This window comes from Armatimonas rosea (assembly GCF_014202505.1).
Taxonomy (GTDB): domain Bacteria; phylum Armatimonadota; class Armatimonadia; order Armatimonadales; family Armatimonadaceae; genus Armatimonas; species Armatimonas rosea.
In genome coordinates, this window is record NZ_JACHGW010000003.1 from 687,542 (window position 1) to 700,160 (window position 12,619).

At 64.6% G+C, this 12,619-nt stretch carries 9 protein-coding genes and 3 pseudogenes; 8 read left to right on the forward strand and 4 right to left on the reverse strand.

Features of this window, described 5'->3' with window-relative positions:
- Positions 1 to 24 precede the first annotated feature (24 nt).
- The 4 genes from HNQ39_RS18205 to HNQ39_RS18220 are packed head-to-tail and all read left to right on the forward strand — an operon-like array spanning position 25 to position 5,477.
- Positions 25 to 2,607 (forward strand): alkaline phosphatase family protein, encoded by a 2,583-nt coding sequence (locus tag HNQ39_RS18205; RefSeq protein ID WP_184199731.1) that lies wholly within the window; start codon positions 25 to 27, stop codon positions 2,605 to 2,607.
- Positions 2,608 to 2,647: 40 nt separating this feature from the next.
- Complete coding sequence (locus HNQ39_RS18210; protein WP_184199734.1) at positions 2,648 to 3,745, forward strand: type III polyketide synthase; 1,098 nt, start codon at positions 2,648 to 2,650, stop codon at positions 3,743 to 3,745.
- Positions 3,742 to 4,437: a methyltransferase domain-containing protein gene (locus HNQ39_RS18215; protein WP_184199737.1), complete on the forward strand. Its 696-nt coding sequence runs from the start codon at positions 3,742 to 3,744 to the stop codon at positions 4,435 to 4,437. Before HNQ39_RS18210 ends, HNQ39_RS18215 begins: the two co-directional genes overlap by 4 nt.
- The gene (locus HNQ39_RS18220; RefSeq protein ID WP_184199740.1) at positions 4,434 to 5,477 is read left to right on the forward strand and encodes an FAD-dependent oxidoreductase; all 1,044 of its coding nucleotides are present in this window, start codon (positions 4,434 to 4,436) and stop codon (positions 5,475 to 5,477) included. Before HNQ39_RS18215 ends, HNQ39_RS18220 begins: the two co-directional genes overlap by 4 nt.
- Here HNQ39_RS18220 and HNQ39_RS18225 read toward each other — a convergent pair.
- The 4 genes from HNQ39_RS18225 to lpxC are packed head-to-tail and all read right to left on the reverse strand — an operon-like array spanning position 5,470 to position 8,847.
- The gene (locus tag HNQ39_RS18225) at positions 5,470 to 6,795 is read right to left on the reverse strand and encodes a lipid-A-disaccharide synthase (RefSeq protein WP_184199743.1); all 1,326 of its coding nucleotides are present in this window, start codon (positions 6,793 to 6,795) and stop codon (positions 5,470 to 5,472) included. The genes HNQ39_RS18220 and HNQ39_RS18225 overlap by 8 nt on opposite strands.
- A 3-nt stretch (positions 6,796 to 6,798) precedes the next feature.
- Positions 6,799 to 7,602, reverse strand: a complete 804-nt coding sequence (gene lpxA, locus HNQ39_RS18230; RefSeq protein WP_184199746.1) for an acyl-ACP--UDP-N-acetylglucosamine O-acyltransferase — start codon at positions 7,600 to 7,602, stop codon at positions 6,799 to 6,801.
- Entirely contained in the window at positions 7,599 to 8,063 is a 465-nt protein-coding gene (gene fabZ, locus HNQ39_RS18235; RefSeq protein ID WP_246385669.1) for a 3-hydroxyacyl-ACP dehydratase FabZ, read from the reverse strand. The genes lpxA and fabZ overlap by 4 nt, the downstream gene beginning before the upstream one ends.
- Positions 8,056 to 8,847, reverse strand: a complete 792-nt coding sequence (gene lpxC / locus HNQ39_RS18240) for a UDP-3-O-acyl-N-acetylglucosamine deacetylase (protein WP_184199748.1) — start codon at positions 8,845 to 8,847, stop codon at positions 8,056 to 8,058. The genes fabZ and lpxC overlap by 8 nt, the downstream gene beginning before the upstream one ends.
- Positions 8,848 to 8,884: 37 nt before the next feature.
- Between lpxC and HNQ39_RS18245 the strand changes: the two genes are divergently transcribed.
- The 4 genes and pseudogenes from HNQ39_RS18245 to secA form a co-directional block, all read left to right on the forward strand.
- On the forward strand, positions 8,885 to 9,280 hold the full coding sequence (locus tag HNQ39_RS18245; RefSeq protein WP_184199750.1) for a hypothetical protein: 396 nt from the start codon (positions 8,885 to 8,887) through the stop codon (positions 9,278 to 9,280).
- 206 nt (positions 9,281 to 9,486) lie between these two features.
- Positions 9,487 to 11,010: pseudogene (locus HNQ39_RS30840) on the forward strand (preprotein translocase subunit SecA); the annotation flags it as partial.
- A 393-nt stretch (positions 11,011 to 11,403) separates the two neighbouring features.
- Positions 11,404 to 11,878, forward strand: a pseudogene (locus HNQ39_RS30845) (preprotein translocase subunit SecA); the annotation flags it as partial.
- Between the two features lie 113 nt (positions 11,879 to 11,991).
- Positions 11,992 to 12,501: pseudogene (gene secA, locus HNQ39_RS30850) on the forward strand (preprotein translocase subunit SecA); the annotation flags it as partial.
- Positions 12,502 to 12,619: the final 118 nt, after the last annotated feature.

A 12,619-nucleotide genomic window follows, 5' to 3' on the forward strand; every position in this document is an offset into this window, starting at 1 on the left:
GGGGGCCTCTCTGAGTTTTAACCCATGCAAAAACTTCTCCCTCATCTTGGTGCGCCTGCCGGTCTGCAGGTCGCGAAAGTCGTTCCGGGTGGGACCACGATCCTGCCCAATGGCCGCTTCCTCACTCCCCTGGGCAAGCGGCTCTGGGTGGCCGGGACCAACCTCTGGAACCTGAGCCTTACCCCGGACAACAAGACCCTTGTCGGCCTCTACGAAGGCGGAATGACACTCTGGCCCGCCGATGGGAGCGCGCCCCGTGGGAAGAATATCGCACGGCGAGATGCGGGCTTTGCGGGTGTCTTCACGAAAGACGGCAGCCGCTTTATTGCATCGAGTGGCGATGAGGGGCATGGGATCGAGGTCTACAACACCGCGGACTGGGACGCCGAGCCGCAGCGGATCGGGGGCGATAAAGAGGCCTACATCAACGATCTGGTGCTCTCGCCCGATGGCCGCTGGGTCTATGGGGTCGATGTGGCGCGGCAGAAAGTGGTGGTCTTCGACCTACAAGCGGGGAAGGTGGTTGCCGAGGCACCCGCAGGCCGCGAGCCCTATGCCTGTGTCCTCTCCGCTGATGGCAAGCGCCTCTTTGTCGCCAATATCGGCATCTTCGACTACAGCCTTGTTCCCCCGCCTGCGCCCGGGAGCAAGGGGAGCAAGCGCGGGCTCAGTGTCCCTGCCTTTGGGTTTCCATCGAAGGAGGCCGAGGAGGGAGTCGAGCGCGAGGGGCGGAAAATCCCGGGTCTGGGGAGCCCGTATGTCCCCGATGCCCAGAGCCTCTGGGCCTACGATGTCAGCAACCCCGCCGCCCCTAAAGTCACGGGCAAGGCAAAGACCGGTGTCCTGATCCACGCGCCCGCCGATGGCGGCAAGTCCGTGGGAGGGAGCGCCCCCAATGCCCTCCTCCTGCGTGGCAGCCAGCTCTTTGTCAGCAATGCCAACAACGACACGGTGCAGATCTTTGACGTGGCCACCCTCAAGCCGCTCAAGACCATCAAGCTCACCCCCACCAAAGAGACCGCGCGGCTTCGGGGCGTGATCCCGACCGGCATGGCGCTCAACAAGGCGGGGACCCGGCTCTTTGTCTGTGAGGCGGGGATCAATGCCGTGGCCGTGATCGACCCGAAGGCGGGCACCGTGCTCGGGCATATCCCCACAGGCTGGTTCCCCGTGCAGTGCGTGCTCGCTTCCGATGAGAGGACCCTCTATATCGCGACCCAGAAGGGGCTGGGGCGTGGGCCACGGGGAACCAAGAACCCTCGCCCTGAGACCGACGAGCGCGCCGGCCTGACCGAGATGCCGGGAATGGTCGATGCCGTGAGCCTCCCCAGCCTCAGTCTCGCGAGCGCCACGAAGTCGGTCCTGGCGAACAATGGCCTGATCCCTAAGGCCGAGCCCCTGCCCAAGCTGCCTAAGGAAGTTGAGTACGTGGTCTTTATCACCAAAGAGAACCACACCTTCGATGGCATCTTTGGCACGCTAGAGAACGCCGCCGCCGAGCCCGAGTACGCCGAGTGGGGTGAGCGCGGCTGGATTCGGGAGAAGGGCAAGGACGAGCGGGTTCCGATCATGCCCAACCACCTGAAGCTCGCGCGGCAGTTCTCGGTCTCGGATAACTTCTACATGGAGCCGGACGCATCGGGCGATGGCCACCGGTGGCTCGTGGGGGTCTATCCCAGCCTCTGGACCACCAAGGTCTTCTACTCGGGCTGGGCGTTCTCCGTCTCGGAGTCGGCGCGAGGGCGCATGGTGAGCTTCGGCTCCAACGGTAGCCAGATCCCCGAGGACTACCTGGAGAATGGCTCGCTCTGGGAGCACCTGGCGCGTGGTGGGATCAGCTTCAGAAACTACGGCGAGGGCTACGAGCTTCCGGACAACGATGAGGGGGTCCCCGAGACCAAGTCTGGAGCCTTCACGCGGGTGAACTACCCCATGCCCAAGGTCCTCTACGACAACACCTGCTTTGAGTTCCCCGCCTACAACAACAATATCCCTGATATCGCCCGCGCCGACTGGTTCCGTGAGGATATCGCCCTCTACCGCAAGAAGCACCAGGGCAAGCTCCCGCGCTTTATCAATATCGCCATCTGCAACGACCACGGTGCCGGCAAGCGCCCCGAGCGTGGCTACCCCTACACCGCCAGCTACATGGCCGACAACGACCTGGCACTGGGCCGCATTGTCGAGTTTTTGAGCCACCAGCCCGAGTGGAAGAAGATGGCGATCTTTGTCACCCAGGACGACTCCGGGGGCGATGGCGACCATATCGACCGGCACCGGAGCTTTGTCCTTGGGATTGGCCCGTGGATGAAGAAGCACTATGTCGCGCACCAGCACACGAGCATCATGAGCATCATGAAGACCATCTACCGGCTCTTTGGGCTGGGGCCAAACAACCTGTGCGATGCCGTTGCCACCGATCTCTCGGAGATGTTCACGACCACGCCGGACTTCACGCCCTACAAGCATGTCCCGGCCGATCCCCGTGTCTTCAAGCCCGCCGAGACCTTCGATCCCAGCGATCCGCAGTTCAAGCGCCGCCGCGGGGAGAAGCCCGATGTCCCGCTCGACGATCCCAAGTTTATCGACTCGCTTCGCCAGCGGTAAGTAGTGGGAACATAAACGTAGGAAGTGGGATAGAGAGAGTATGCCCGTTTACCTACACCATATCGAGACAGCCGTTCCGGAGACTGCGTATCCCCAGACCGTGGCCGCGGAGATCCTCAAGCAGGCTATCGCCACGGACGACCGCAAGACGGAGCGGCTGATCCAGCGGCTGTACTCCCACTCCGGGATCGAGACGCGCCACTCGGTGCTGGGGGGCTTTGAGCACGACGGGCCAGGGAGCCAGTTCCACAACCTCGCGGAGGGGACATTTCGGAGCCCCAGCACGGAGGAGCGGAACCTGATCTACACCGAGGCAGCGCGGCGCATGGCCCCCGAGCTAGCCGCGCGGGTGATCGACGGCTGCCCCGGTGTCAGTCGCGGTGAGATTACCCACCTCATCACGGTCTCGTGCACGGGCTTCTTCCAGCCGGGGCCGGACTTTGCGATTGTTCAGGCGCTTGGCCTCTCGGACTCCGTGGAGCGCTACCACCTCGGCTTCATGGGCTGCTACGCCGCCTTTCCCGCCCTCCGCATGGCCCAGGCGTTCTGCCTCGCCCAGCCCGATGCCGTGGTGCTCGTGGTCTGTCTCGAGTTCTGCTCGCTCCACCTCCAGTGGAGCCGGGAGACCGACGATCTCCTGGCGGGCTCGGTCTTCGCCGATGGCATCTCCGGGGCGATTGTCCGTGCACAGCCGCCCGCACACGGGGGGCTCCAGCTCGATGCCTTTGTCTCGGCGCTGGCCCCGGCTGGGGAGCAGGACATGGCCTGGACAATCGGCAACGAAGGCTTCCGCATGCGGCTCTCGTCGTATGTCCCGGAGCTGATCCAGAACGGAATCACCGAGGCCCTCGCGCCCGTGCTCGCCCGCACGATGCTCCAAAAAGACGAGATCGACCACTGGGCGGTCCACCCGGGGGGACGGGCCATCCTAGACCGGGTCGAGCGGGGGCTGGGGCTTCCGGCGGAGTCGCTGACCGCATCGCGCGAGGTGCTTCGCAACTTTGGCAACATGAGCAGCGCGACCATCCTCTTTGTCCTCAAGGCGGTGCAGGAGCAAGCCCGCGCTGGGGAGCGGATTGTCGCGCTGGCGTTTGGGCCGGGCCTGACTATCGAGAGCGCTGTCCTCACCCGCGTATGACTGTCTTTCTGCGAGAGCGTGCGCTGGGGCTCACGGAGCGCATGGACTCCCCCGACTGCGACCCTGCCCTGCTCCAGCGCACCTACGCACAGTTCTCCACGGTCAATGCCGTGCTCAGCGGCTGGGGACAGCTCTACCAGCGCTATCTCCAGCCCTGGCTACGGACCCAGGCGCGCACGACCCGTGTCCTGGATATCGGCTGTGGCGGCGGCGATCTGCTCCGACGCCTCGGGGGCTGGGCCGCGCAAGAGGGCCTCAGCGCGACCTTTGTGGGGATCGACCCCGACCCCCGCGCGATCGCCTTCGCCCGCCAAGCCCCGCACCACTCCAGCACAACGTTCCGTCAGGCCGACTCGCGCACACTGGTGGCTGCGGGGGAGCGCTTTGATATTGTCCTCTCCAACCATGTCCTCCATCACCTGAGTGCGCCGGAGCTGACTGCGCTCTGCCAGGACTGCGAGCAGCTAGCCCTGGGCCGGGTGATCCACAACGATATCCGCCGCGATGACCTTGCCTATGTGCTCTTCCCCTTGGCGGGGCTGGTCTGCCAGCGCTCGTTTATTGTCGAGGACGGCCTGCGCTCCATCCGGCGCTCCTTTACCCCGGCCGAGCTGGAGCAAGCCGCGCCTCCCGGCTGGACCGTCGCAACCACAGCCCCGTTTCGCCTGCAGCTCCTCTGGAGCGCGCCATGAAGCCAGTGGTGATTGTCGGGGGCGGCCCCGTGGGGATGCTACTGGGGTGCTTGCTGGCCCAGCGCGGGGTTGCCTGTGAGCTCTTCGAGCGCCGCACGACCCGGGCACCCCACTCCCGCGCGATTGGGCTCCATGGCCCTGCGCTTGCGGTGCTCGACCGGGTGGGCGTGGGGCAGGCCGTGCGGCAGCGCGCCATGGCGATCACGGGGGGGCAGGTCTTCTACGGGAGCCAGCGCCTCGGGCGGCTTGCGCTGGAGCCGACCTCTGTCTCGATCCCGCAGACCGAGACAGAGCAGCTCCTAGAGGAGCGCCTCCTCTCCCTGCCCTGTGTGCGGTTTCACCGTGGGACGGCGGTGCAGGACCTCTCCGAGTACCGGGGCTGTGTCGTGGTGGGCAGCGATGGGAAAGACAGCCTCGTGCGGACGCAGGCAGGCATCCCGCTCACCGGACACGCCTACCCCGACCACTACCTGATGGGGGATTTTGCCGAGACGACCCCGTTTGGGAGCGATGCGGCGCTCTTTCTCACCCCCGACGGCATCGTGGAGTCGTTTCCTCTGCCGGGGGCGCAGCGGCGGTGGGTTGTCTGGACCGGCATCCCCGAGCGGCCCGCAAGTCTTCCCCGCCTCGTGGACCTGATCGCCACTCGGACTGGGTTTACCGTGACGCCGGAGAGCTGCTCTTGGGTGAGTGCCTTTGGCGTCCAGCACCAGCTCGCGCGGCGCTTCACGCAGGAGGGGCTTGCCTTGGTCGGGGATGCGGCGCACGTGATTAGCCCGATCGGGGGGCAGGGGATGACCCTGGGGTTCTTGGGCGCGGAGACCCTCGCCGAGGCAATCGTGGCGGGCGACCTGCGACCCTACGAGCGGGTGCAGCAGAAGCGTGCCCAGCGCATCGGGCGGCGGGCGGCGTTCAACACCGCGATGGGGCGGCCGTGCGTGCCGCACAGCCCGCGCTTGCTCTTTATCGAGGCACTGCTCCGCATTCCTGCGCTCGCACAGCACTTTGCGAGTCAGTTCACCATGGCTGATATTAGCTAGGCGCTGATCCTTGGGCGAGATCTAGGGCGAGCCTTGCGGTACGCTCCGCTCCACCGGGCTCCCCGAGCTGGCTGCGGATTCCCTGGAGGCTGCGGCGCATGCGTGCCATGCGATCGGGGTCGAGGAGGAGATCGAGGATATGGGTGGCGATCGCCTCGGGAGTCGCGGCGTCTTGGAGGAGCTCGGGGCAGATCTCTTCCCCGGCGATCAGGTTGGGCATCCCCACAAAGCGCGGCAGGCTCTTGCGGACGAGGGCGATCTGGAGGGTATTGGCCTTGCTGAGCTTGTAGACAATCACCATCGGCTTGCCCAAGATCGCCGCCTCCAGAGTGGTGGTTCCCGACTTGCAGATCAGCGCATCACAGGCCGAGAGCATGTCGTAGGTGGCGTCTTCGAGGATCACAAAGGGCGGGATCACCGGGCTCTCGCTTCGGTGCGCCTGGGCCTGCTCGATCCACTCTTTTTGTCGCCGTGCCAGCTCCTCGACCGAGCCCTCTGCCAGGACGGGCTGGCGTCGGTTGGTCTCGTGCGACGGCTTGTGCGCGGGCCGGGGGGCGGTGTGGTGCTGGGTCGCGGCGCGGATCGCGGCCTCGACCTGGGTGCGGTCCACGGTGGGGGCGAGGGCGATCATAAACTGCACGCCGGGGAGCCGCTGGGCGATCTGGAGCGCGGCGGCGAGCTGGGTGGGCAGGATGGCGTCTATCTCCTGACTACGGCTCCCCGGAAGCAGCCCGACCAGCGGCTTGTCGGTGTCGAGCCCGTATTTTTGCGCGAGCTCGGGGAGGGTGTGGGTGGGCTTCACCAGATCGAGCAGGGGATGTCCCACAAACTCGGCGCGCACCCCGAGGCGGTTGAGCTCGCTCGCGTTCCAGGGAAACGGCGAGGCGACCGCATCGACAAGCCCACTGAGCGGCGTGTACTTGAGGGTCTTGCGCCAGGAGCCGGGGGGGAAGTAGTAGAGAATCTTGGTCTGGGGGAGGTGCTTGCGCGCCCAGGGAACCAGGCCCTGGATTGGGCCAATCCCCAGGTGAAACGCACCCGCATCGATGGGGATGAGCACATCGGGCGGACGCCGCTTGAGCTCGGCGAGCAGGCGACGGCGCGCGGCGAGCATCTGCGGGAGCAGCTTCATGCCCGCGACCAGGCCAATCACCCCAAACGAGCTGGCATCAACAATGACCTCGGCGCCGGCTTCACGGAGCCACTTGCCGCCACTGCCGTAGAGCTCGACAGCCGGGTCTAGGCGGCGCAGCTCGTGGGCGAGCTGGCCGGCAACCCGGTCTCCCGAGGCCTCCGCGGCAGTGATGGCGACTCGCATGGGCTAGCGGCGCGGGCGGTCGTCTTGCCGCCCCGACGTTCCGTCCTTCATGCGCTCGATAAACTGCACGAGGTAGTCCAGCTCCGGGTTGGGCTCCAGCTCCTCCGCGATGGCTTCGAGGGCCTGGGTGCGGTTCATGTTGGAGCGGTAGAGCAGCTTGTAGGCCTGCTTGAGTGCGTTGCGGGTGTTGGTGTCGATCCCGGCGCGGCGGAGCCCGCGGACATTGAGGTCGAGGATATCGGCGGGGCGGCCATCGGCGAGCATGAACGGCGGGACATCCTGGACCACCTTGGAGTACCCCCCGAGCATGGCGTAGCGGCCGACACGCACGAACTGGTGCATCCCGATCATGCCCCCGACAATCACGTTGTCCTCGATATAGATGTGTCCGGAGAGTCCGGCATACGACGATAGCATGGCCTTGTTGCCGACATTGCAGTTGTGCCCGATATGGACATAGGCCATGATCAGGTTGTCATCGCCGATTGTCGTGGCCTCGTCCTCGCCCGTGGAGCGGTGGATCGTGACAAACTCGCGAATCTGGGTCCGGTCACCGACCCGCACAAAGGAGCGCTCGCCCTTGAACTTATTGTCCTGCGGGGGGCCACCGAGCACCGCGCCCGCTCGGACCTGGCAGAGCTTGCCCAGCTCGGTGTACTGCTCCAGGACCACGTGCGGCCCGAGGATCGTCCCATCGCCGACAATACAGTCCGGCCCAATCACCGTGTAGGCACCGATCTCCACATCTTCGCCGATCTGGGCCGACGGATCGATCACCGCGGTTGCGTGAATCTTGGGGGTACTCATAGCTCGCTCATTCTCCCTTCCGCCAGAGCAAAGGAGATCTCCGCCTCGGAGGCGATCTTTCCATCGACTTTTGCTTCACAGTGGATCCAGCCCATCGGGCCACGTGTCTTGGTGACGACGATCTCAATCTCGAGAACATCGCCGGGCACGACCTTGCGCCGGAAGCGGGCCTTCTCGATTCCGGTGAGCAGGGCGAGCTTGCCTTCGTTGCCGGGCTCCAGGAGCAGCAGGACACCGCCCGCTTGTGCCATGCACTCAATTTGAAGGACTCCCGGCATGATCGGAATCTCAGGGAAGTGCCCAACAAAGTGCGGCTCGTTGATCGTCACGTTCTTACGTGCCAGGATGCGCTTGCCCGGGTCTAGCTCCAGGACACGGTCTACCAGTAGAAACGGGTAGCGGTGGGGCAAGATGCGCAGCAGCGTCGTTGCCTCGATGGGCAGGGATATTTCGTTACTCAAGATCAGTCCTCGACAGAAGTGAAGCCAGCTGGCAGTTTAGCCTGTGGCTGGGTTTCATGGCGATTATATCCGCTTTTGGCAGAAAACCGGTAAGGTAGAGGTCACCGAGGAGGTCGAGAAGCTTATGCCGTGCCAGCTCGTTGTCAAAGCGCAGGGCGGGCTCGTAGCGATCGGGGTAGACAATCACCGCGTTGTCCAGCGAGCCGCCCTTAGCCAGGCCGGCATCGAGGAGCTTTTGCACTTCCTCAATAAACCCAAAGGTCCGAGCTGGCGCGATCTCACGGGCGTAGTCTCCCTCGCTGGTGGGGGCAGGGGGGGCAAAGCGTGCGACTTGTGTCCCGACCAGCGCGTGCTCGAAGGCGATCGCGCAGGTGACCGTGAGGTGCTCGGCGGGGTAGCAGGCGATAAAGGCTCCTCCGCGACCCGTCACAATAACTGGCTCCGTAAGCTCCCGGAGCACGAGCGGGCTCTGGGGGAGCACCTCTGCCCAGCCTGCGGCGCTGCCATCGAGGATGGGGAGCTCGGGGCCATCGACCGTGATCTTCAGGTCGGTGATTCCGCGCCCCGCGCAGGCGGAGAGCAGGTGCTCCACGGTGGAGAGGCGTGCGCCGCCGCTTCCCAAGACGGTGCAGCGGAGGGTCTCGACCACGTTTTCGGCGCGCGCAGGAATCGTCCCCTGCGCCGTCTCAAAGACAATGCCGGAGCCGGGGGGGAGGGCGGTGAGAGTCGCGGTGCAGGGCTGGCCGGTGTGGATGCCAACCCCGGAGAGTGTCGCGTAGGTCATGGCCTAGATGATACAATATTCCCTAGCGAAATTTCCTATGAGCCGCATCGTTCATCGTCAGCCTATCTGGACCTGGAGCCTTGTCTTCCTCTCCACCCTCCTGCTCACCCCGAGCACGGCGGCGGTGGTGCTGGCGGCGCTGCGTCAGGCCAATGTGGCGATGGTGCCAAGCGAGTCGGCGGTCTCTCCCCGGCGGGCGACCACCGAAGAGGAAGAGGCGATCAAGGCCGCCGCCCAGAGCGGGCGCCTGAAGGTCATTCGCCTAGAGCCCGCCTCCGAGCAGAACGCTCTGGCGATCCTCGCCCCAACCCGCGCCACGGTCGCGCTCCCGGAGCTCTGCGCTGCCCGGCAGCTCTATCCCACCCTCACAACCACCCTCCGTTCTGCGGAGCGACTCTCCTATGGCTCTCGTGCACCGCCGCACGCCGCTTAGAACTCTTCTTCGTTGATTGTGTCCCGGATGGTAAACGTCGGGCAACCTCGACGGTAAACGTCAGGCTATGGGGCCTTCGGCCGCCTCCTCGTCCCTCGTCGGTACAAGATTTATCCGAGCGAAGCGAGGCGGCGGAGGCACGACGCCCCATAGCCCCACGTTTATCGTGCGGGAACGTGAATTTAAGTGAGAACCACAGAATAACCATGGATTTCCTACGAAAACTTTTTGATAACAACGAGCGTGATGTCCGCAAGTACCGCAAGGTCGTGGAGAAGATCAACGCGATCGAGCCGCAGTTTAAGGCGCTAACCGATGAGCAGCTCAAGGCCAAGACCGACGAGTTCCGCCAGCGGGTGAAGGACGCCGTCGGCGATGAGAGCGAGTACACCGACCCCAAGATGCTCCGCGCCGCCTACGACAAGGCGCTCGATAGCATCCTGGTCGAGGCGTTTGCCGCCTGCCGCGAGGCGGGCTGGCGTGCGCTGGGGATGCGCCACTTCGATGTCCAGCTCATCGGGGGCATGGTCCAGCACGATGGCCGTATCTCCGAGCTACGCACCGGCGAGGGCAAGACCCTGACCTCGACCCTGGCGACCTACCTCAACGCCATCGCGGGCAAGGGAGTGCACCTGGTCACGGCCAACGACTACCTGGTCAAGCGCGATGCCATCTGGATGGGGCCGGTCTACGCGGCGCTGGGGATGACGGTCGGGATTCTGCAGGGGCACTCCCCGGAGACGGGCGAGGGCGGTGGGACCTTTATCTACGACCCCAGCTACGAAGACCCGTCGGTGGATGGCCTCGATGAGCGCTTTAAGTACGCCCGCCAGACCTACGACCGCCGCGATGCCTATGCCTGCGATATCCTCTACGCCACCAGCGCCGAGCTGGGCTTTGACTACCTCCGCGACAACATGGCCCCCACCCTGGAGCATGTTGTCCAGCACCGTGGTCACTGGTTCGCCATTATCGACGAGTGCGACTCCAACTTAATCGACGAGGCCCGGACCCCGCTGATTATCTCCGGCACGGCCCAGCGCTCGTCGGAGCTCTACTATGTCTTCTCGAGCATCATGCCCCAGCTTGAGAAGGGCGAGGCCAAGAAAGACAAGTACGACACCACCACCGACGAAAAAGACTACACCGTGGACGAGAAGGCCAAGAACGCCACCTTCACCGAGCGGGGCATGGAAAAGGTCGAAGAGATCCTCCGCAAGATGGGCCACGATATCCAGGATATCTCGTCGATGGAGAACCTGGAGTACATGCAGCACGCGGTCGCGGCTCTGAAGGCCCATGCGGTCTTTGAGCTCGATATCGACTACGTGGTCAAGCCCAACCAGGAGGGCAAGCCCGAGATCGTGATTGTCGATGAGTCCACGGGGCGCCTGATGTTTGGCCGCCGCTGGTCCGATGGCCTGCACCAGGCGGTCGAGGCCAAGGAGGGGATCAAGATCGAGAACGAGCAGCAGACCCTCGCGACCATCACGATCCAGAACTACTTCCGCCTCTACGCCAAGCTCGCGGGCATGACCGGAACCGCCAAGACCGAAGAGGACGAGTTCCGCAAGATCTACGCGCTCGATGTGGTGCAGGTGCCTACCAACAAGCCCATGCAGCGCAAAGATGTCGCCGACATGATCTACAAGAGCCTGGAGGCCAAGCTGCGCGGGATCGCCAGCGAGGTGCTCACGGTCCACTGTCGCCAGCAACCGCTCCTCGTGGGGACTCGCTCTATTGAGATGAGCGAGCGGGTCAGCTCCCGCCTGACCTTCCAGGCACTGGAGCTCCTCTCCGCCATCACGATCCTGCGCGCACGCTTGCTAGAGAAGCGCAAGGAGCTCGGGGAAGAGAAGTACGGCCAGTTCACCGCAGTGCTCAACCGGCGTGTCGACGACCTCAACCTGCCGATGCTCGCGCCGCTCGCCAAGGAGCTGGGCATGGGCACGAAGATGACCGACGAGGCCCAGGTCGCGGCGTTTGCGAGCCTACTGGGGCTGGACAAGGCCGATGAGAACGCGGTCAAGAACCTGGTCGCACTCCATGGCAAGTCCGCCACCGAGGTCTCCACGGAGCTCGTGACCGCCCAGCTCAAGGCACTGCGCGAGGCGCTGGAGTACGGGATTCCCCACAATGTCCTCAATGCCAAGTACCACGAGCAAGAGGCACGCATCATCGCCGAGGCGGGCCGCCGTGGCGCGGTGACGATCGCGACCAACATGGCGGGCCGTGGTGTCGATATTCTCCTGGGAGGCTCGCACTACAAAGAGGTCGAGGGGCAGGAAGAGAAGGAGCGCGACTTCTCCTACCGTCGTGGTGGGCGCCGTGCGGGGATCGCCCATGTGGTGACCGGGCGCGACCAGGCCGCCAGCGGGGTCGAGGGAACGCACTCCCTCACCGAGGAAGAGAACCTGGACCTGGCCAAAGAGCGCGAGGAAGTGCGCGCACGCGGTGGGCTCTACATCCTGGGCACCGAGCGCCACGAGTCGCGGCGTATCGACAACCAGCTCCGGGGCCGCTCCGGGCGCCAGGGCGATCCGGGCACCAGTAAGTTCCATGTCTCGCTAGAGGACTACCTCTGGCGCGCGTTTGGCGAGCGCAACAGCCTCCAGCTCGCCGCGCTCAAGGCGTGGGAAGAGGACCAGGCGGTCGATATGCCGATCCTCTCCAAGATGATCGAGCGCGCCCAGAAGAAGGTCGAGCAGCACAACTTCGACTCCCGAAAGCATGTTCTGGAGTACGACGATGTGATGAATGTCCAGCGTGAGGTGATCTACGGCGAGCGCCGCAAGCTCCTACAGGGGGCCGAGCTGCGCGACACGCTCACCAGCTACCTCCATGAGACCGTGGACACGATGGTCGAGCTCAACTGCCCCGATGGGATTCCGTCGGAGGAGTGGGACAAGGAGAAGCTCTACCACGACCTCAACGAGCAGTTCCCGCTGGCCAACTTCGCCAGCTACGACGAGCTCAAGGACCTGACCAAGGCCGAGCTCGCCCAGAAGCTGCACGACCTCGCCGACGAAGCCTACGATGCTAAGGAGGAAGAGGTGGGGCCGGAGCTGATGCGCGAGATCGAGCGCCATCTCCTGCGCCAGACTATCGACCAGACCTGGATCCAGCACCTGCAGGCGATGGACTACCTCCGCGAGGGAATCGGGCTGCGCGGCTATGCGCAAGTCGATCCTCTGGTCGCCTACAAGAAAGAGGCGATGGAGGTCTTCTCGCAGATGCAGGCCGGGCTGGTGGGCGACACGGTGCGCAATGTCTTTGTGGCCCAGCTCCAGCAGGACATGCCGGACTTCGAGCAGGAGCAAGATATCTTCAACCTGCTCC

Excerpts from the sequence above, each read along its gene's own strand:
- HNQ39_RS18205 (WP_184199731.1), top strand. The coding sequence starts at position 25 with ATGCAAAAACTTCTCCCTCATCTTGGTGCGCCTGCCGGTCTGCAGGTC.
- HNQ39_RS18210 (WP_184199734.1), top strand. The coding sequence starts at position 2,648 with ATGCCCGTTTACCTACACCATATCGAGACAGCCGTTCCGGAGACTGCG.
- HNQ39_RS18215 (WP_184199737.1), top strand. The coding sequence starts at position 3,742 with ATGACTGTCTTTCTGCGAGAGCGTGCGCTGGGGCTCACGGAGCGCATG.
- HNQ39_RS18220 (WP_184199740.1), top strand. The coding sequence starts at position 4,434 with ATGAAGCCAGTGGTGATTGTCGGGGGCGGCCCCGTGGGGATGCTACTG.
- HNQ39_RS18225 (WP_184199743.1), bottom strand. The coding sequence starts at position 6,795 with ATGCGAGTCGCCATCACTGCCGCGGAGGCCTCGGGAGACCGGGTTGCC.
- lpxA (WP_184199746.1), bottom strand. The coding sequence starts at position 7,602 with ATGAGTACCCCCAAGATTCACGCAACCGCGGTGATCGATCCGTCGGCC.
- lpxC (WP_184199748.1), bottom strand. The coding sequence starts at position 8,847 with ATGACCTACGCGACACTCTCCGGGGTTGGCATCCACACCGGCCAGCCC.
- HNQ39_RS18245 (WP_184199750.1), top strand. The coding sequence starts at position 8,885 with ATGAGCCGCATCGTTCATCGTCAGCCTATCTGGACCTGGAGCCTTGTC.